This is a genomic window from uncultured Oceanisphaera sp., from assembly GCF_947495715.1.
GTDB classification, from domain to species: domain Bacteria; phylum Pseudomonadota; class Gammaproteobacteria; order Enterobacterales; family Aeromonadaceae; genus Oceanimonas; species Oceanimonas sediminis.
In genome coordinates, this window is the sequence record NZ_CANLZU010000022.1 from 38523 (window position 1) to 57379 (window position 18857).

Consider the following 18857-nt stretch of genomic DNA (forward strand, 5'->3'; position numbering starts at 1 on the left):
ATTAGCTGTAGGTTGGCGATGAGCGAAGCGAATCCCAACATGGATGCCGGCGACGGAAGCGTTGGGACTCATGCTTCGTCCCAACCTACGCTCCCTAATCCCTAATCCCTAATCCCTAATCCCTATTCCCCAATCCCGGCTTTTAAAAAGGAACACATCATGAGTACCAATGTTGAGCTGAACCAGCGACCCGAGCCCGATCGATTGCTGGTCACCATCGCCGGTTATGTGATCGATACCGAGATCACTTCGGATGAGGCCTATCACACCGCCCGCCACTGTCTGGCCGATACCCTGGGTTGTGGCCTGTTGGCGCTGCGCTTTCCCGAATGCACCAAGCATCTTGGGCCCTTGGTGCCGGGCACTACGGTACAACACGGCGCCCGGGTGCCCGGTACTTCCCACGAGCTGGACCCGGTCACCGCCGCCTTCAACATTGGCTGTCTCATTCGCTGGCTGGACTTCAACGATACCTGGCTGGCGGCCGAGTGGGGCCATCCCTCCGACAACCTGGGCGGCATTCTCGCCACCGCCGATTATCTGAGCCGGGTGGCGGTAGCGGAGGGTAAAGCGCCACTGACCATGCGCGATGTGCTCACCGCCATGATCAAGGCGCACGAAATTCAGGGCGTGCTGGCGCTGGAAAATAGCTTTAACCGGGTGGGGCTGGATCATGTGCTGCTGGTGCGGGTGGCCTCCACCGCGGTGATCACCCACCTGCTGGGCGGCAGCCGCGAGCAGATTATCGACGCCCTGTCCCAGGCCTGGGCCGACGGCGGCGCCCTGCGGACCTACCGCCATGCGCCCAACGCCGGCTCGCGCAAGTCCTGGGCGGCGGGGGATGCTACCGCCCGTGCCGTGCGACTGGCCATGATCACCATGCAGGGCGAAATGGGCCTGCCTTCGGTTCTCACGGCGCCAACATGGGGGTTTTATGACGTGCTGTTCAAGGGCGAGGCGTTCAAGGTCAAGCAGCCCTTCGGTAGCTACGTGATGGAAAACGTGCTGTTCAAGCTCAGCTTTCCCGCCGAATTTCATGCCCAGACCGCGGTGGAGTGTGCGGTGTTGCTGCACCCGCAGGTGAAGGATCGAATTGAAGACATAGACCGTATTCAAATCAGCACCCACGAGTCGGCCATTCGCATCATCTCCAAGGCGGGTCAGCTTGCCAACCCGGCGGACCGGGATCATTGCCTGCAGTACATGGTGGCGGTGCCACTGCTTTATGGCGATTTGATGGCCGAACACTATGAAGACGACGTTCACCGTGCCGATCCCCGCATCGATGCCCTGCGCAACAAAATGGAAATAGTGGAAGAGCCGCGCTACAGCGCCGACTACCTTGAAGCCGACAAGCGCTCCATCGCCAACGCCATTCAGGTGTTCTTCACGGACGGCAGCCACACCGACAAGGTGGCGGTGGAATATCCCATCGGCCATCGTCGCCGCCGGGCCGAGGCGATACCGGTGCTGGAGCAGAAGTTCATGCAGAACCTGCAAACCCGCTTTCCGCCGGCGCGCTGCCGGCACATTCTGGCATTGTGTCTCGATCAACGGCGGCTTGAGGCTACCTCGGTCAACGACTTCATGGCGTTGTTCGTGATCAACTGAGAAGCTCCGGCCAGCGGGCATGGCTCGCTGCATAAAGTGCCAAATGAACCGTCACCGCCTTGGTGGCGTTTTTTTGTTTCCAATCAGAGCCCGTTTTGGACATAAAGTGTGATGGATATCACGTAGATAAATGTAAACAAAATATTAGGTTTGTCGTTAACGAAATTATTGTTAATTTGTTAATCTAATTTCCGGCGTATTGTTTACATTGTGTCGGGTGGTGCAACATTATTATCACAGCAGTAAACAGGGAGCATCCTTATGGCTGTACACGAAATGAACAATCCCGAGCTGATGCCGTCTACGGATAAAGACAGGGACATCAATATCTGGGACTTCACCATGCTCTGGGCGGGCATGACCATCAACATGGGCGCCTTTACCATGGGTGCCCAGCTGTATCCGGGACTGTCTCCCTGGACCATCATCGGTGCCATACTGGCCGCCTATGCCATAGTGACCACCATCCTGATCCTGGCCGGTGATATCGGTCTGCGTTACGGTATTCCCTTCGCCGTTTATATCCGTGGTTGCTTCGGCTACCAGGGCGCCAAGATTCCGGCGGCCTTCCGCGCCATTCCTGCCTGTTTCTGGTTTGGCTTTCAGACATGGGTCGCGGCCGTTGCCATCGGCAAGGTACTGGAAATGTGGATTGGTTATACCAATACCACCATTCTCATCCTGATCTTCGGGGTACTGCAGGTCATCAATGCCATCTACGGCATGAAAGCCATGGCCAAATTCGACTGGGTCGCCATTCCGGCACTGACCATACTGATTGGCCTGGTCACCTTCTGGCTGCTGCAGACCAACAACGCCACCATAGGTGACGTGCTGGCTGCGCCGTCGCTGGATGACGGGTCTTTCTGGTTCGCCGTCATGGCCATCGCCGGCATCTGGATCACCATGGGTCTGAACAGCCCGGACATGACCCGCAAGCTGGAACGCTCTCGTGACCACAGCAGCAAGAATTTCTTCATCCGTAACCGCAAGCCCTTTTTCGCCCAGATCACCGGCCTTATCGTGATTGGCTCCGGTATCCTGATGGTAGGCATGATCGGCGGCATTCTCACCGGCACCTGGGACCCTATCGAGATCGTACTGAACTCCATGAGCTCGCCCATCGTACTGATCCTGAGCATGATCACCATCGCCTTTGCCCAGTGGTCCACCAACACCGCGGCCAACCTGATGCCGTCCGCGCTTATCCTGATGAATGTGTTTCCCCGACTGAAGTTCGGGCAGGGTGTGGCTATCTCCGGCGCCATCGGCCTGCTGATGATGCCCTGGGTGTTTGCCGACAACCTGCTGTGGTTCAGCGTTATTACTTCCGGTTTGCTGGGCCCGGTGGCGGGTATCATGCTGGCCGACTTCTACCTGCTGCGCCGCGGTCAGTTGAACGTGAACGACTTCTATGACCCCAAAGGACCCTTTGTTTACCAGAACAACTACAACCTGCGGGCCTTCCTGGTCTATGGCCTGTCTTTTGTCTGCAGCCTGGTGTTCATCGACATGGCGTTCTTCGTCGGTCTGGTAGTGAGTGTGGTGGGTTATTATCTGCTGATGAAGCCGATTGCCCGTCCTGCCGGTGAAACTGCAGTTCCCGCACAATCCTGAATCTCAAGCATTAAGCATTGATTGTATCTTGGCCCCTTGTGGGGCCTTTTTTTTTGCTCAGGGCTGTTGGCAAAAGGCCGTCACCAGAGCCAGCAGCGCCGGATAGACGTCGCTGGCGGTGTCGGTGTTTTTGGCGCGATGGCTCAGCTCGGGCAGCCAGCCGGCCAGCTCCTGGTGTACGAACAGCTTGAGATCGGCTTCGGCCTCCGGCGAAGGCGCCAGTGCCAGGCGGCGATAGCCTTCGGCCAGATAATCCAGCATCACCGCCAGATGATCCGGCGGCTCTTTGAAGTCGCCATCCACCGCATAACCCGCCGCCGCCAGCCGCTGCTGCATGCGCTGGGCGGCAGGGCCATTGAAGGTGCCCTTGTCCTGATACAGCGAGGCATAGGGTGCGGGGCTGTGGCGGGCATCGCTCAGAAACAGGCCGGCGAAGTCGGCGGCCAGTTCCAGCCTGGGGTGTTCCAGCAATGCCAGGGTGCCGATGGCCTGATGCAGCCGTTTGGCCGGTTCGGACAGCGTCGGCTGCAGGGCCAGTTCATCCAGCAGGGGGTTGGCGTCGCCGGCCTGGTAGGCTTGCAGCTCGGCCTCGTTCAACTCTTTCGACAGCAGGGTCGAAAACCACTGGCACAGCAAGGCCTGCTGCTGCCAGTATTCGGTTTCCGAGAGGGGCAGGCTGTCGCCTGCCGCGGTATTGTGTGTCATTAAATTTCCACCATTTCAGGACCACCAAAGGACGTCACGGCCGGCACGGGGCCGGTGAATTTCTCGATTTCCACCAGACAGGTGTTGGCGCTGGGCGCCTGGGCCAGTCTGGAGGTGCCCACATCCAGGGTCAGGGTGTTGGGATCGCCATAGGTGTCGAGCGCGCCTATGCCGGCGTCGGTGGGGCCGTACCAGGCGCCTTCGTGAATGCGGATCACCCCGGACGGAAAACGATCCGATACCCGGGCACCGGCCAGCAGCTGGCCCCGGCCATTGAATACCCGCACCAGGTCGCCGTCGCTGATGCCGCGCGCTTCGGCGTCGGCGGGGCTCAGGTATACCGGCTCCCGGCCCTGCACCGCATAGGTGGCGCGATATTCGTCGGACTCGCACATCTGGGAGTGCAGTCGCTGATCCGGGTGCACCGATTGCAGCCACAGCGGGTATTGATCCGAGCCAGGACCACCATGAGAACGCTCGGTCTTTTCCATCCATACCGGGTGGGACTTGCAGTCTTCGTAGCCGTAGTTGCCGATCTTGCGGCTGCTGATCTCGATAAAGCCGGAGGGGGTGCCCACGGCGTTGACTTCCGGGTCTTCCCTGAAGGCGGCATGGCGCACCCAGGTGCTGCCTTCACCGAAGTCCACATAGCCCTGTTCCCAGAATTCATCGAACTCGGGCATGGGGTAGCTGCCTTCGTTGGCGGCCTTGCATTCGTTGTAGAGCTGGGCCAGCCACTGGCGCTCGTCCTTGCCTTGAGTGTATTCCTCATGGCGGCCGAAACGGCGGCACAGACCGGTGAAAATATCGAAGTCGCTGCGGGAATGGAACAGCGGGTCCACCAGCTTGTGCATGGCCAGCAGGCCACGCTTGGCGTAGGAGCCATAGATGTCGATGTCGTTGCGCTCGAACTGGGTACAGGCCGGCAGCACCAGATCCGAGAAGCGGCAGGTGGCGTTCCAGGAGTAATCGATGGTGACCACGGTTTCCAGTTTGCGGAACGCCTGTTTCATGCGGTTGTGATCCTGGTGATGGTGCCAGGGGTTACAACCGCTGAAGATACACATTTTCACATCGGGGAAGGTAACGTCACCGCCGTTGTACTGGATTTTTCCGCCCGGCTCGAGTAAACAGTCGATCCAGCGAGCCACCGGAATGATGCGGCTGGCGCCCTTGAAGTCGTTGTTGTCGTGCAACGGTTTCTTGCCCGGATCCAGGTTGCGGGGAAAGCCGCCCGGGGCGCTGGCGCCGGTGGCCGGTACGCCGATGGAGCTGTAGTGGTGGGCATAGCTGATGCCGCCGCCGGGCAGGCCAATCTGGCCCAGCATGGCCGCTATTACGGCACCGGCCCAGTAGGGCTGCTCGCCATGCTGCTGGCGCTGAATGGCCCAGCCAAACATCAGCTGGGTGCGATCACTCGCCAGCTGGCGGGCGAATTCGCGAATGCGGTCGGCCTCGATGCCGCAGATGGCCGCCGCCCATTCGGGGGTTCTTTCCACCTTGTCTTCGGTCTTGCCCAGCACATAGTCGATAAAGGGCTCGAAACCCAGGGTGTAGGTACCGAGGAAACTCTTGTCGTACAGTTCTTCCTTGTACAGGGTATGGGCGATGGCCAGCATGAAGGCCACGTCGCTCTGGGGGTTGATGTAGAGCTGTTCGCAGCCCAGGTAGGCCTGGGTCTTGGTTTGTACCGGATCGACGCTGAGCACCTTGATGCTGCCGTCGGCGATTTTGGCTTTGAGCTGTTCCAGATAGCCGTAGGACTGGTGGGTTTCGCAGTTCCAGCCGACCTGCAGGTTCTTGAACGGATCGTTGGCCCACAGCACCAGGGTCTTGGTGTGCTCCAGGATCAGCGGCCAGGAGGTGCCCTGATCGTACACTTCGGTAGAGCCCAGCACATAGGGCATGATCACCTGGCCGGCACCGGTGGAGTAGTCGCCGACCTTGCTGACGAAGTTGCCGTGCAGGTTGACCCCCCGCTGCATGTGACTGCCGCAACTGTGGAACTGGCCGGTCTGGCGCCAGCCGGTGGCGCCGGCATACAGCGCCCAGGGGCCGTATTGGGTTTGAGTGCGTTCCAGCTCTTCATGGAACAGATCCAGCGCCTCGTCCCAGGTCAGGCGCACAAAGCGGTTGTCGCCTCTTTGAGTGCGATCGCTGTTCTCGCGGTTTTTCAGCCAGTCCAGCCGCGCCATGGGGTAACGAATACGGGAAGGGTTATAGATCAGCCCCTTGATGCCGTTCAGCATGTCGGTGGGGTGCTTGTCGAGCTCAAAGGCCTTGACCTCGCTGACCACGCCGCCCTTCACCAGCGCCTTGAAGGCGCCCCAGTGTGAGCCGGCCATCTTCCAGCTGCCCTCGGCTGACACCGCCGCTTCGGCCGTGCGCACCAGCAGGCTTTGACCGATCAGGGCCGCTGCCGAGCTGGCGGCCAGTCCCTTGAGAAAATGTCTGCGTGAAATTGCCATATTCTTTGCCTCGTCAACTCGTGATCAGTGTGCGCCGTCGGAATAGTCGGACGAATGTTTCTGCAGGTACTTGAGCACCAGCGCCTGGGTATCGGCATCCATGTTGGTAAAGCCGACCATACCGGCAAACATGCCCGGCCAGGTATTGGCGTCAAAGTGGGCTTCGGCCGGTTGGGAGTGACACACGCTGCAAGCGCTGCGATAGGTATCCCGGGCATAGCCCCAGATGTCTTCGGCTTCCGGCAGCAGGGCACCGGGCTGGGTCCACAGGGCCACTTCTACCTGTTCCCAGGGCAGGCCGGTCATCTCGTCGACCCTGGCTTCACTGACTAACTGCACCAGACTTTCGTCCTGGGCTATTTCTTTTTCCAGTACCAGGCTGGTGATGTTCATGCCGAAGTCTTCATACAGCACGCGGCCAAAACCACGGGTCTTGCGCCAGGCCGGTACCAGCAGTTTGACGCTGTCGCCGTTTTCTTCCAGCAGTTTGACCGGGCTGGCCGCTTCCAGCTCACCGGCTTCCTGGGTCAGCTCGGGGTCCAGATACAGGGTGACCGCCTTCACGGTGTAGTAGCTGCCGCCTTCATCCGGGCTCAGCCCCTGGGCACGCTGCTCCAGCTGGTCGAGCGCCGGATCCTTGAAGGTCATCTGCTCCGGCAGCTGGTGGGCAATGCCCTTGTGACAATCGAGGCAGCTCTGGTCGCGCTCGGCGGCAGGCTTCATGAAGCGCTTGGCCTTGTCGGACATCACGTCCCAGTTCATGCTGTTGTAATCGTGACAGTTACGGCATTCCAGCGAGCCGTTGGCCGAGAAACGGGCCCATTCGTGCTGGGCCAGTTCCAGCCGTTTATCGAGGAACTTTTCCCGGGTGTCGATGGTGCCGAACACCTTGCCCCAGACTTCCTTGCTGGCCTGCATCTTGCGGGCAATCTTGTTGGTCCAGTTGTGCGGTACATGGCAGTCGGGGCAGGTCGCGCGTACGCCGGAGCGGTTGGACCAGTGAATGGTTTCCTGCAGCTCCTGATAGACGTTGTTCTCCATTTCATGACAGCCGATACAGAATTCTTCGGTATTGGTGACTTCCAGCGCGGTGTTGAAACCGCCCCAGAAAATGACGCCGGCCACAAAGCCGCCCAGGGTCAGCACGCCCAGGCTGATATGCACCGGGGGGCGCTTGAGGGTATTCCAGATTTTTTTCAATAAGGTCAGCATGGCGATTCTCGCGTCAGGGTCGAAGGGACATTGGGATCAGGCACCGTGCCCGGGTGGACCGAAAAAGATCTGCAGCATCCAGACAATAAAGCCGTACCCGCCCACCGTCATCACGCTGAGCAGGGGGAAGAAAACCGCGGTAATCAACAGAAAGGTCAGCCATTCCCGACGACGGGAGTGGGCTGGAGGGGGAGGAGTCTTGTTCATGGTGATGTCCCTTGACGTTCCGGAGCCGGTGTTTTGCTGGTGAGCGTAATACTCGAAGGTATTGCCTGTTTCGCATTAAGAACGGCATGCGATCAGCAGTAGGTGGATACTAACAATGATAGTCGGAAGTATCGTTGATCGTGGTCAAGACAGAGGAACATTATGAACCGGCTCGACCCGGTTTATGTATGTTAACGGCTGCCCTGCAGGGGCGTGTGATTGCCAAAGGGGTCTTTTACATCGATAATTTCAGGCTCTCTTATTCATACAGTAGATCCCTCTATGCTAGACAAATATTTTCACCTCAAGGAACTGGGTACCAATGTGCGCCAGGAAGTGGTGGCGGGCATTACCACCTTCCTGACCATGGCCTATATCATCTTCGTCAACCCGGCGATTCTGTCCGAGGCGGGCATGGATTATGGCGCCGTGTTTGTGGCCACCTGTCTGGCGGCGGCCATCGGCTGTTTCATCATGGGGCTGCTGGCCAACTACCCCATCGCCCTGGCACCGGGCATGGGGCTGAACGCCTTTTTCACCTACACTGTGGTGTTGACCGAAGGCTACAGCTGGCAGAGTGCCCTGGGCGCCGTGTTCTTCTCCGGCTGTATCTTCGTGCTGCTGAGTCTGTTCAAGGTGCGTGCATGGATCATCAACTCCATTCCCGGCCCGCTGAAAATCGGCATTGCCGCCGGTATCGGCCTCTTTCTGGCGCTGGTTGGCCTTAAAAATGCCGGTATCATCGTCGATAACCCGGCCACACTGGTAGGATTGGGTGATGTCACCAGCCTGCAGGTAGGCCTGGCGACCCTGGGCTTTTTTCTGATCATCGGCATGGCGGCCCGTGGCATGCGCGGTGCCGTGATGATCGGTATTCTGATCATTACCGGGCTGGGCGTGGCCTTCGGCGATATTCAGTATCAGGGTATCGTCTCCGCGCCGCCGTCCATGATGCCGACCTTGATGCAGCTGGACATTGCCGGCGCCTTCAATATCGGCATGCTGTCGGTGATTTTTGCCTTTCTGTTTGTCGACCTGTTCGACACCTCCGGCACCCTGATTGCCGTGGCCCAGCGCGCCAAGCTGCTGGATGAAAAGGGTCGGCTGCCGCGCTTGGGTCGCGCCCTGCTGGCCGACAGCACCGCCTCCATTGCCGGCTCGGTACTGGGCACCTCGACCACCACCTCCTATGTGGAAAGTACCGCCGGGGTCTCGGTGGGCGGGCGCAGCGGCCTCACCGCCGTGATCACCGGCCTGATGTTTATTGCCGCCCTGCTGTTCTCGCCGCTGGCGGGCATGGTACCGGCTTACGCGACCGCCGGTGCCCTGGTTTATGTGGCGGTGCTGATGCTGGGCCAGCTGACTCACCTGCACTGGGATGACATTACCGAAGCGGTGCCCGCCGTGGTGGTACTGCTGATGATGCCGTTCTCTTTTTCCATCGCCAACGGCATCGCCTTCGGCTTTATCAGCTTTGTGGCGGTCAAGCTGCTGGCCGGTCGCGCCGGTGAAGTCAGCCCGGTGGTGTGGGCACTGGCGGCCATGTTCGCACTGAAATTTGCCTTCGGGGTGTGAAGATTTGTGAGGGGTGAGAGGTGAGGGGTGAGGGGTGAGAAGAACCTACGTTGGACGCTGTTTTTCTCCCTCCCCTTTAATACCAATTACATTAAAAAATGATCTATTTTATTTCTGTATAAACGTCGGACAAAGGGTCTGCCCCACCGACCCGCTGCAAGCACATCCATGTGACGCTCAGCACATGACATCCTTGTCATGTGATGGTCGCTGGAGCTGATCCCTTTGCCCTCCTTGATGCCGCTGAGTCGCCTGTTGGCGCCGTCTACAGGAAACTCGGTGTTCCAGAAGAGGCAACAGAGAACGGCTCCCACGACCGTGAAATGCCATGGACGGCATTTCCGAGCCCCCATGGATGGGTTTATGGCGTGTCGAGGGGGGCGGCTGTGTTTCCTCTGATCTGGGGCCTCAACATGACCAGATCATTACTGGGATTGGTATAACACCCCCACCCATCCTCCCCCTGGCGATAATCCGCCGTCATGCCTGTTTCCCCGCAGCCAAGGGGGAGGGGCCGTTCGACGCCGGTGTTACTGTGCACAAAAAAGCCCTGCATTGCAGGGCTTTTTGTTGCGCGTATTTTAACGTCTGAAGATCAGAAGTCGGCGTTGCGCGGGGTGCGGGGGAAGGGGATGACGTCCCGTACGTTAGCCATGCCGGTCACGTAGGCCACCAGACGCTCGAAGCCCAGACCAAAACCGGAGTGGGGCACGGTGCCGTAACGGCGAAGGTCCCGATACCAGCCGTAGTCTGCCGGGTTCAGGCCCATTTCAACCATGCGGCTGTCCAGCACTTCCAGCACTTCTTCCCGCTGGGAGCCGCCGATGATCTCGCCGATGCCCGGGGCCAGTACATCCATGGCGGCCACGGTTTTGCCGTCCGGGTTCAGCTTCATGTAGAAGGACTTGATATCCTTGGGATAGTTCTTGACCACCACCGGCGCCTTGAAGTGTTCTTCGGCCAGGTAGCGCTCGTGCTCGGAAGACAAATCAACGCCCCATGCCACCGGGAACTCGAACTTTCTGCCGCAGTTTTGCAGTATCTCGACCGCATCGGTGTAGTCCACCTGGGCGAAGTCCTGCTTCACAAAGCTCTGCAGCCGGGTAATGGCGTCTTTATCTACACGCTGGGCGAAAAAGTCCATGTCGTCCATACGCTCGGTCAGCACGGCGTTGAACACATACTTCAGCATCTCTTCCGCCAGGCGGGCGGCATCGTCCAGATCGGCAAAAGCCAGCTCGGGCTCCACCATCCAGAACTCGGCGAGGTGACGGCTGGTGTTGGAGTTTTCGGCGCGGAAGGTCGGGCCAAAGGTATAAATCTTGCTCATGGCGCAGGCGTAGGCTTCGGCGTTCAGCTGGCCGGATACGGTGAGAAAGGTTTCCTTGCCGAAAAAGTCTTCGCCGAAGTCGATGTCACCCTTGTCGGTGCGGGGCAGGTTCTGCAGATCCAGGGTGGAAACCCGGAACATCTCGCCGGCGCCTTCGCAGTCGGAGGCGGTAATCAGCGGGGTGGCGACCCAGGCGTAACCATTTTCGTGAAAGAAGCGGTGAAGGGCCTGAGCCAGGCAGTTACGCACCCGGGTAACGGCGCCCATCATGTTGGTGCGCGGGCGCAGGTGGGCGTATTCGCGCAGGTACTCGATGGAGTGGCGCTTGGCGGCCATGGGGTAGCTGTCCGGATCTTCGACCCAACCGATAACCTTGACCTCGGTGGCCTGCAGCTCGAAGTCCTGGCCCTGACCCTGAGAGGCGGCTACGGTGCCGGTGACTTCCACCGAACAACCGGTGGTCAGACGCACCACTTCATTCTGATAATTCGCCACGTTATTGGGTACCACGGCCTGCACCGGATTGAAGCAGCTGCCATCGTGTACTGCCAAAAACGAGATACCCGCCTTGGAGTCACGGCGAGTACGAATCCACCCTTTAACGGTCAGGGTGGTGCCAACAGGATATTTGCCCGCCAGCACATCAGTAACGGATGCGTGGGTCATGTGAAATCGCTCTCCAGCTTCAACTAAATCGGCACGAGGCCGATAGACTATAGATAAGGAAGCTAATGTTACCTCTGTAGTCTCAGGACTCAAGCAAAAGTTGAACCGGAGGGCGCCATGGCAAAACAAGGCACCGATTGGCTGGGAAAGTTGCTGGTAACCATGACCCTGGGTGGCTGGAGCCTGTATATACTGTTGCTGCTGGTGTTTCATTACGGTCGCCCGGAGCAGCAGTTTGGCTATCTGCGTTATCAGGATATTGCCGTGAGAACCGAATGGCTGATGCCGCACAGCATTTGGTTTCACATGGGTACATTTGGCATTCTGGGGCTGGCGGTGACCGCCTTTACCCTGGTGCACCTCAAGGGGCGGCGTCATCAGCAGTTTCTCAAGATCTACCTGTTGCTGCTGGTTGCCGCGGCCCTGTTCACCCTGTTGCTGTTTTATTTTTATCCGCAATAACCGGTTTTTTGTCCATACTTAAAGCCGTCACAGTCCCAGGGAGGGGTACTGATGTTGCGTTTGATGGTGCTGTTATGGGTGTTGGTGTCGCCGTTGCAAGCCGCAGAACGGATGTTGTGGCACAGCGGAGACAATGAACTGAACGAATCCGGTCGGCAACTGCAGGAGTTACTGTTGCCCGACCCGGCCGCCATGGCGGGGTTGTCGCCGGCCGAACGGGACGCCTGGCTCAGCCGGGAATGGCGCCGGGTGCTGGCAAACCGGGCCCGTTTTGCCCAGTATGCCCTTTCCCCCGACCACACCGAGGCCGGTTTCGAGCAGGCTGTGCGCAGTGGCGAGCTAAGCGCCTATCTGCGCCGCCAATTGCCGGACTACCCCGGCTATCTTCAACTCAAACGGCATTATCATGCCCTGAAGGACGCCGTCGGCATGACGGCCTTGCCCCCCGGTGGTGAAGTGAGGCCCGGTGAACGGGACAGAGCCATTCCAGCATTACGCCAGCGGCTGACCGAACTGGGTTATACGCTAACACCGCCTCGTGGCCGGACCGATGCGCTGGATCGCAGCCTGAGTGACATTCTCAAGAGCCTGCAACGGGCCAATGGCCTGAAGCCGAACGGCCGGCTTACCACCGAAATCCGCGCCATGCTGAACCGCTCGCCCGCCGAGTTACGAGCCGAACTACGCCATAACCTGCGCCGCTGGCTGTTATTGCCGCCCGCCGCCCCCGAGCGGTTTGTGCTGGTGAATATTCCCGCCTATCGGCTGACCCTGATCCAGCAATCCCGACCGACCCTGAGCATGAAGGTCATCGTCGGGCGGCCCGACTGGCCCACGCCCGAGCTGGGCACCCATATCAAGGCGCTCAAGGTCAATCCGGACTGGACCCCCACCGCCAACATCATTCGTGAAGACTTGTTACCGGCACAAAAGCGTGACCGGGGCTTTTTAAGCCGCAACGGCTTCGGCGTCTGGCTGCCGGGTGTGGCGGGCAAACAGGATCCGGGCACCATCAACTGGCAGCAGCCCCCGGCCGGCCTGCGACTGGTGCAACAACCGGGGCCCGGCAATGCGCTGGGGCGCTTCAAGTTTGAAATGAACAACCCTTTCAATATTTACCTGCACGACACGCCGGACAAACGGCTGTTCGGTGAACAGCAACGGGCGTTGAGTCACGGCTGTGTGCGGCTGGCCGAGCCGGGTCAACTGGTGCAAAACCTGGGCTGGTCTTTACCGGAATATGAGCAAACCCGGGTCTTGCCCACCCGCTCGCCAACCCCGGTGTTTCTGGTGTATTTCACTACCTGGGTAGAGCAGGGCCGCCTGGTCTTTGCCGAAGATATCTATCGAAAAAATGAGCGTATTTAACACAGGTATACAAACAGGCTCCTTCTATACTTGCAGTGAAAACACGCCAATATATGAAGCCTGAGTGCTTACACGGAGGTAAACATCATGGTTAATCAGTTACTACGACTCTGGCACGATGAGAGCGGCCTGACTACGGTGGAATATGCCATCGCAGGTGCCTTGGTTGCCACCGGAATGATAACAGCTTTTGTCAATCTGGGGGGCGCAGTGGAGACGAGCATTACCGGCATGTGCACCACGATCAAGAACGATGGCAGCAGCTGTTGAGGCAAGCTGCTCACGTGCTGGCCCGCTTGCCCTTGGCAAAGCGGGCCTTTTTGTGTGTGCCGGCCGGCACTTTGACAGAACAGTCGAAAAAAATGAACAAAATGCCGCTAAACAGTGGTTATCTTTCGGAATCTTTCACATATTTAAACCACGCCGGCACAGTGAAACTGAGCTATAAATAATAACAAGCACATTGCTTAAGGCCCGGCACTTAATGGAAGTTAATATCTGTAGAGTGGCGGAACATATAATCGAGCAGAAGGGAGGCGGCGAGACTATATGATGAGAGCAGGCACAGGCTGTGCCGGATTTGGAAGGTGAATTTGAAAGTAGGTAAAGCAATTTAACAGGAAGGTTTTCTGTAAAACAGGGAACTGAAAACACAAGCAAGGAAAGAGGGTTTTCTTATGTTTATTGCCAAAGAACTGTTGCGCCTGATGAATGATGAAGAGGGTCTGACTACCGTTGAGTATGCAATTGCGGGAGGTTTGGTTGCTGCAGGTGTAATAGGTGCATTTACTCAACTTGGTGTAAATGTTGATGCAAGTATTGGTGCGCTTTGTACTGGTCTTGGTGATTCAGCCGTATCAGGAACTAGCTCTACAAATTGTTAATGTTAGCTGGGGCAGTTTATTGCTGCCCCTATAATTTGGTGATGCTATGGAACAGCTACCATTACTGTTTTTTTTGATGGCGGCCTGCTGGATGGATTTGTCCCGCCATAAAATTCCCAACTGGTTGACGCTAAGCTTTATCCCCTTGGCGTTGGCCTTTCATGCCGTTTTTGGCCAAGGGCCGGCCTTTGCCCTGAGCGGCTTGCTTTATTCCTTTATACTTCTGTTTCCATTTTTTGTCTTTCGGGTTCTGGCAGGCGGTGATATTAAACTGGGCATGGCCATTGCCACCTTTACCGGCTGGCAGGTTTTTCTGGAAGCCTTACTTTATGGATTAATCATTGGCTTGCCTCTGGTGCTGATACTTGCCTGGCGCAGAGTAGGCTGGCAGGGGTTTAAGGCCACTTTCAGTCGTTATGGCATCATATTGGGTACCCGCCGTTATCTGGCCCCGGTCGAAAACGAAATGGCCGGTTTAAAGGTGCCTTACGGCCCGGCACTGGCACTGGGCGCCATGCTGGCGGTGGTGCTCAACAAGTACCAGATATTTACCCTGGTATCCTGAACATGACTGGACATCAAGGAGTAGGGTCGACTTATTTCAGGTAAGAGTATTCGACCGTTATTCGCCCATGATTTGCCAAGGCATGGAGCAGCATGAAGATATTACCCGGCACTCGGTGAAATACGGTCGACTGAAGTCGACCCTACGGCTTACGGCTTACGGCTTACGGCTTACGGCTTACGGCTTACAGCTTACAGAGATAGGAGGTAACACGGATGTACCTGCCCAAACCGAAAACCCTGGCCGATACCGGCCTGTCGAAAGAGCTGTTGCTGCGCCTGACCCTGCGCCACCTGCAGGAAGAAGGGACCCTGTCGTTGCCGGCTTTGAGCGACAGGCTCTGCCTGCGTGGCAGCGTGGTGGAGCCTCTGCTGCAAGAGCTGAAAATGCTGCAGCAGGTGGAAGTGCGCGCCTCGGGGCGTTCCGGCGATGTTATTCGCTATGCGCTTACCGCCAAGGGCCAGTATGAAGCCCAGGAGCTGAGCGCCCGCGACGGCTATCTGGGCCCGGCGCCCATTCCGCTGGAGGCATACAACCGGCTGGTGCTGAGCCAAGCGCTGGGTGAACGCAGCATTGGCCGGGAGCGGCTGGAGCAGGCGTTGGGTGACATTGTGATCAGCCAGGAGTTGATCAACACCCTGGGGCCGGCGCTGAATTCCCGCCGCCCGCTGCTTATTTACGGCCATGCGGGCACCGGCAAAAGCTTTTTGTGTCATCGCTTCAACAAGATGTTCGATGAAACGATTTACGTGCCGCACGCCATCGCGGTGCAGAACACCATAATACCGATATTCGATCCCCTCTATCACTGGCGGGCCGACGACCTCATGCACGACCAGAGCGAAGACATGGACGGCCGTTATGTGCCCTGCAAGCGACCGCTGGTCATGGTGGGCGGTGAGCTCAAGCTGGAGGCGCTGGAGGTGCACTTCGACCGACAGTCCCGCCAGTACAGTGCGCCCTTGCAAATGAAGGCCAATAACGGCGTCTTTCTGATTGACGACTTGGGGCGACAGGGCTTTGCGGCCGACGAGTTGTTCAACCGCTGGATAGTGCCGATGGAAGAACGGCGTGATTTTCTGTCATTGCCCAATGGTCTGCACTTCGATATTCCGTTCGAGCAGATACTGGTGTTTTCCACCAATCTGGATCCACAAGCCATCGCCGATGAGGCCTTTTTGCGCCGCCTGGGTTACAAGATTGAACTGGGCGCCATGTCGCCAGCATTATATAAAAATATCTGGCTGATGAACCTGGAAAAATATCAACTGATCGCCAACGAGTCATTGTTCGATTATATGGTGAACGAGCTGCATGAAAATAGCGGAAAACCACTCATCGCCTGTTACCCGCGCGATATTCTGGGTATCGCCCGGGATATCATGCATTTCAACGGCCAGGCCGGTGAGCCGCTCGATGAAAAAATACTGAAAAAAGCCTGGAGCATGTATTGTGTGCACTGACTATACTTTTTTTACTGTTCAGCACAATCTGGTTAATAACAGCTGGTTAATAACAGTTGGTTGATGATGATTAATAGCTGTTTATTAATAACCGCCTGTTAATTAAAAGGGTTGTAGTAAACCTAAGGATGGGGTTATGAAAACACGAACCGTAATGCTTTTATTCTTGTCGGTAATATTCGGCCTCGGCGCCGCCTGGATGGCCAATAACTGGCTTGAACAACAAAGCGCCGCCAGTGCCCGCGAGGCCGAACGGGCGGGCAGCGAGCTGGCGCAGGTGGTGGTGGCGTCGGTGGACCTGGCCCCCGGCGTGCAGCTCGATCCCATTCATGTGCAACTCAAGCAGATAGATGCCCGCCTGGTGCCGCCCGGTGCCATTAATACTCTGGAAGAAACCCAGGGCATGGTGACCAAAAACAACCTCTATAAAGGCGACGTGTTGCGCAAGGAGCGACTCACGCCCATCGGGCAGGGTAGCACCCTCTCTGTGCTGCTGGAGCCGGGTATGCGGGCGGTTACGGTAAGGGTGAACGACGTTATCGGGGTGGCGGGTTTTCTGTTGCCCGGCAACCGGGTGGACATTCTGTTTACCGAGGGTGACATGACCCGCACCGTGCTGAAAAACCTCAAGGTACTGGCTGTGGATCAAACCCAGCATACCGATGAAAACCGTCCCAAGCTGGTGCGCGCCGTTACCCTGGAAGTGGATCCCGAGCAGGCCGAGAAACTGGTTAACGCCAGCTCCAACGGTCGTATTCAGCTGGCACTACGTAATCCCAATGACGCACAGGATCTGAACGACATAGTGGCCGCGATCTCGCCGGAGTCTGCTTCTCCGGTAGCGGCAGAGCCGGCGGCACCTAAGCCCAGGGCTCGGCCTCGCCAGTTGTCTGTTGATCTGATTAAGGGCACCAGTCAGCAGCAGGTGTCGGTAAAAAGCTGAATACCAATAAAACAAGGTTCACACGGAGGTGACACTATGAAAACACTGCTTAACGCTATGTTAGCAGCACTGCTGCTATCGCCCGGCCTGCTATGGGCCGGGGGCAGCCTGCAGCAGGCAGGGAATGAAGTGCAGTTACCCATTCATAAATCCCGCTCGCTGATGCTGGATAGACCCGCCAGCCGGGTATCGGTGGGCAACCCCGCTATTGCCGATGTACTGGTATTGCAGGATCGAGAGCTGTATCTGGTGGGCAAGTCGCTCGGCCATACCAACCTGATGGTATGGGATATGAACGATGGCCTGATGCAGGTATACGACATCGAGGTCAGCCACGATCTGCAGGGGCTGAAAGAACGGCTCTATCGCTTCTTGCCCAACGAGCCGATTCAGGTGCATACCTCCCAGGGTCAGCTGGTCATGAGTGGCGAAGTGTCGGATCTGAACCGGCTGAACGCCGCCTATGAACTGGGGCGTGGTTATGTGGTGGCCGCCGAAGGGGGCGTGGCCCGCTCCGAGGTGATGAACATGATGAGCGTGGGCGGCGGCCAGCAGGTGATGCTGGAAGTGACCGTGGCCGAGGTGGCGCGAGATACCTCGCGCAGCTGGGAGTCGGCGTTCGAGCTGCTTGAAAGTTCCGGTAACTGGGGTTTTTCGTTGTTGCGTGACAGCGTGGGCCAGTTGGCCAGCTTTGGCAGCAACACCCTGGTTGGCCAGTTTGCCAGCGCCGACACCGTGTTTAACGTGGCGCTGGATCTGGCCAAGACCCGCGGCCTGGCCCGGGTGCTGGCCGAGCCACGCATTACCGCCATTAGCGGTCAGTCGGCCGAGTTTCTGTCCGGCGGCGAGTTTCCGGTACCGGTTCCTACCGAAGACGGGATAGCGGTGGAGTTCAAGGAGTTCGGGGTGGGCCTCAAGTTTACGCCCGTGGTGCTGAGCAGCGGAAAAATCAACCTCAATCTCAATGTGTCGGTCAGCGAGCCGGTGGTGGCGAACCAGGCCAATGTGCCCCTGTTCGGGGATATTACCGCGCTCAGCAAACGCAGTGCCGGCACCACGGTCGAACTGGGCGACGGTCAGACCATCAGCATCGCCGGCCTGCTCAGCGAGAACAGCCGCGAGTCGGTCAGGCAGCTGCCTTTTGCCGGCGACATTCCGGTACTTGGCAACCTGTTTACCAGCCGCAGTTTTACCAAGGGCGAGTCCGAGCTGGTGATCATGGTGACGCCCCGCCTGGTACGGCCGTTCGACAAACAGCAGGTCAGCCTGCCGACCGATGGTTTTATCGAACCGACCGATATCGAGTTTTACCTGCTGGGCAAAATGTCGTTGCGCAACCGGGCCGGCGATCAAACGCCGATGGTGCAGTCGCAGGGTAATACCGGCATGAGCCAGGCGGTAGCCGAAGGTGGCATGGAGCAGACCTATGGTCAGTCGCTTTAGTAGAAGAGATGGCAATCATGACCAGCCGGTACAGACAAGGAGACACACAATGAAACGGATACTACTGATAGTGCTGGCCACCGGTGCCGTTACCGGCTGTGCAGGCGAACGGTATTACGATTTTGCCATGGGCAACGATGTTCAGGAGCTGGACGAACTGCAGATTATGGACCCGGAAGCCAGTGTGCGTAACGACGGCAAAATTGCCGCCCTTACCCTGAACGGCGAATACGGGGTCTCGCTGCACGACAAATATGTGAAAGGGGCTGAAGCCCCCGGCGAGGGCAAAACCCAGGTAACCCTCAACTTCGGCGATTAAATGCCGGCGAATAACAAGC

The 18857-nt window shown here is 57.9% G+C and carries 17 protein-coding genes; 12 read left to right on the forward strand and 5 right to left on the reverse strand.

Going from position 1 to position 18857, the window contains the following annotated elements; all coding sequences use genetic code 11:
* Positions 1-159: 159 nt before the first annotated feature.
* Both Q0753_RS13980 and Q0753_RS13985 read left to right on the forward strand, forming a co-directional pair.
* On the forward strand, positions 160-1611 hold the full coding sequence (locus tag Q0753_RS13980) for a bifunctional 2-methylcitrate dehydratase/aconitate hydratase (protein WP_298722328.1): 1452 nt from the start codon (positions 160-162) through the stop codon (positions 1609-1611).
* Between the two features lie 261 nt (positions 1612-1872).
* Positions 1873-3228, forward strand: coding sequence for a cytosine permease (locus Q0753_RS13985; RefSeq protein ID WP_298722329.1), 1356 nt, complete (start codon positions 1873-1875; stop codon positions 3226-3228).
* A 57-nt stretch (positions 3229-3285) separates the two neighbouring features.
* Here Q0753_RS13985 and torD read toward each other — a convergent pair whose 3' ends face one another.
* Genes torD through napE form a run of 4 tightly spaced genes read right to left on the reverse strand, consistent with a single transcriptional unit; the run spans position 3286 to position 7820 of the window.
* Entirely contained in the window at positions 3286-3933 is a 648-nt protein-coding gene (gene torD, locus Q0753_RS13990) for a molecular chaperone TorD (RefSeq protein WP_298722331.1), read from the reverse strand.
* Positions 3933-6401 (reverse strand): trimethylamine-N-oxide reductase TorA, encoded by a 2469-nt coding sequence (torA, locus tag Q0753_RS13995; protein ID WP_298722334.1) that lies wholly within the window; start codon positions 6399-6401, stop codon positions 3933-3935. Before torA ends, torD begins: the two co-directional genes overlap by 1 nt.
* A 24-nt stretch (positions 6402-6425) precedes the next feature.
* Positions 6426-7613: a pentaheme c-type cytochrome TorC gene (torC, locus tag Q0753_RS14000; RefSeq protein ID WP_298722337.1), complete on the reverse strand. Its 1188-nt coding sequence runs from the start codon at positions 7611-7613 to the stop codon at positions 6426-6428.
* 36 nt (positions 7614-7649) lie between these two features.
* Positions 7650-7820 (reverse strand): periplasmic nitrate reductase, NapE protein, encoded by a 171-nt coding sequence (gene napE, locus Q0753_RS14005; RefSeq protein ID WP_298722340.1) that lies wholly within the window; start codon positions 7818-7820, stop codon positions 7650-7652.
* Positions 7821-8102: 282 nt separating this feature from the next.
* On the opposite strand from napE, the gene Q0753_RS14010 reads away from it, so the two are divergent.
* Entirely contained in the window at positions 8103-9395 is a 1293-nt protein-coding gene (locus Q0753_RS14010) for an NCS2 family permease (RefSeq protein ID WP_298722343.1), read from the forward strand.
* 595 nt (positions 9396-9990) lie between these two features.
* On the opposite strand, the gene asnS is transcribed toward Q0753_RS14010, so the two are convergent.
* The gene (gene asnS, locus Q0753_RS14015) at positions 9991-11391 is read right to left on the reverse strand and encodes an asparagine--tRNA ligase (protein ID WP_298722346.1); all 1401 of its coding nucleotides are present in this window, start codon (positions 11389-11391) and stop codon (positions 9991-9993) included.
* A 117-nt stretch (positions 11392-11508) separates the two neighbouring features.
* On the opposite strand from asnS, the gene Q0753_RS14020 reads away from it, so the two are divergent.
* The 9 genes from Q0753_RS14020 (at position 11509) to Q0753_RS14060 (ending at position 18838) form a co-directional block, all read left to right on the forward strand.
* Positions 11509-11853, forward strand: coding sequence for a hypothetical protein (locus Q0753_RS14020; RefSeq protein WP_298722350.1), 345 nt, complete (start codon positions 11509-11511; stop codon positions 11851-11853).
* Between the two features lie 51 nt (positions 11854-11904).
* Entirely contained in the window at positions 11905-13221 is a 1317-nt protein-coding gene (locus Q0753_RS14025; RefSeq protein WP_298722353.1) for a L,D-transpeptidase family protein, read from the forward strand.
* Between the two features lie 87 nt (positions 13222-13308).
* Positions 13309-13491 (forward strand): Flp family type IVb pilin, encoded by a 183-nt coding sequence (locus Q0753_RS14030; RefSeq protein ID WP_298722356.1) that lies wholly within the window; start codon positions 13309-13311, stop codon positions 13489-13491.
* Between the two features lie 407 nt (positions 13492-13898).
* Positions 13899-14105 carry a pilus assembly protein gene (locus Q0753_RS14035; RefSeq protein WP_298722358.1) on the forward strand — a complete coding sequence of 69 codons (207 nt, stop codon included), beginning with the start codon at positions 13899-13901 and terminating at the stop codon, positions 14103-14105.
* Positions 14106-14151: 46 nt separating this feature from the next.
* A complete protein-coding gene (locus tag Q0753_RS14040; RefSeq protein ID WP_298722361.1) occupies positions 14152-14670 on the forward strand; it encodes a prepilin peptidase in 519 nt (172 codons plus the stop codon).
* 215 nt (positions 14671-14885) lie between these two features.
* Positions 14886-16133 (forward strand): AAA family ATPase, encoded by a 1248-nt coding sequence (locus Q0753_RS14045; protein ID WP_298722364.1) that lies wholly within the window; start codon positions 14886-14888, stop codon positions 16131-16133.
* Positions 16134-16269: 136 nt separating this feature from the next.
* Complete coding sequence (gene cpaB, locus Q0753_RS14050; protein ID WP_298722367.1) at positions 16270-17076, forward strand: Flp pilus assembly protein CpaB; 807 nt, start codon at positions 16270-16272, stop codon at positions 17074-17076.
* Between the two features lie 36 nt (positions 17077-17112).
* Complete coding sequence (locus Q0753_RS14055) at positions 17113-18519, forward strand: type II and III secretion system protein family protein (protein WP_298722370.1); 1407 nt, start codon at positions 17113-17115, stop codon at positions 18517-18519.
* Positions 18520-18568: 49 nt separating this feature from the next.
* Positions 18569-18838 (forward strand): addiction module component, encoded by a 270-nt coding sequence (locus Q0753_RS14060; RefSeq protein ID WP_298722373.1) that lies wholly within the window; start codon positions 18569-18571, stop codon positions 18836-18838.
* The last annotated feature ends 19 nt before the right edge of the window (positions 18839-18857 follow it).

Bases quoted from the DNA above. Each gene is read 5' to 3' on its own strand.
- Q0753_RS13980 (WP_298722328.1), top strand. From the start codon at position 160: ATGAGTACCAATGTTGAGCTGAACCAGCGACCCGAGCCCGATCGATTG.
- Q0753_RS13985 (WP_298722329.1), top strand. From the start codon at position 1,873: ATGGCTGTACACGAAATGAACAATCCCGAGCTGATGCCGTCTACGGAT.
- torD (WP_298722331.1), bottom strand. From the start codon at position 3,933: ATGACACACAATACCGCGGCAGGCGACAGCCTGCCCCTCTCGGAAACC.
- torA (WP_298722334.1), bottom strand. From the start codon at position 6,401: ATGGCAATTTCACGCAGACATTTTCTCAAGGGACTGGCCGCCAGCTCG.
- torC (WP_298722337.1), bottom strand. From the start codon at position 7,613: ATGCTGACCTTATTGAAAAAAATCTGGAATACCCTCAAGCGCCCCCCG.
- napE (WP_298722340.1), bottom strand. From the start codon at position 7,820: ATGAACAAGACTCCTCCCCCTCCAGCCCACTCCCGTCGTCGGGAATGG.
- Q0753_RS14010 (WP_298722343.1), top strand. From the start codon at position 8,103: ATGCTAGACAAATATTTTCACCTCAAGGAACTGGGTACCAATGTGCGC.
- asnS (WP_298722346.1), bottom strand. From the start codon at position 11,391: ATGACCCACGCATCCGTTACTGATGTGCTGGCGGGCAAATATCCTGTT.
- Q0753_RS14020 (WP_298722350.1), top strand. From the start codon at position 11,509: ATGGCAAAACAAGGCACCGATTGGCTGGGAAAGTTGCTGGTAACCATG.
- Q0753_RS14025 (WP_298722353.1), top strand. From the start codon at position 11,905: ATGTTGCGTTTGATGGTGCTGTTATGGGTGTTGGTGTCGCCGTTGCAA.
- Q0753_RS14030 (WP_298722356.1), top strand. From the start codon at position 13,309: ATGGTTAATCAGTTACTACGACTCTGGCACGATGAGAGCGGCCTGACT.
- Q0753_RS14035 (WP_298722358.1), top strand. From the start codon at position 13,899: ATGTTTATTGCCAAAGAACTGTTGCGCCTGATGAATGATGAAGAGGGT.
- Q0753_RS14040 (WP_298722361.1), top strand. From the start codon at position 14,152: ATGGAACAGCTACCATTACTGTTTTTTTTGATGGCGGCCTGCTGGATG.
- Q0753_RS14045 (WP_298722364.1), top strand. From the start codon at position 14,886: ATGTACCTGCCCAAACCGAAAACCCTGGCCGATACCGGCCTGTCGAAA.
- cpaB (WP_298722367.1), top strand. From the start codon at position 16,270: ATGAAAACACGAACCGTAATGCTTTTATTCTTGTCGGTAATATTCGGC.
- Q0753_RS14055 (WP_298722370.1), top strand. From the start codon at position 17,113: ATGAAAACACTGCTTAACGCTATGTTAGCAGCACTGCTGCTATCGCCC.
- Q0753_RS14060 (WP_298722373.1), top strand. From the start codon at position 18,569: ATGAAACGGATACTACTGATAGTGCTGGCCACCGGTGCCGTTACCGGC.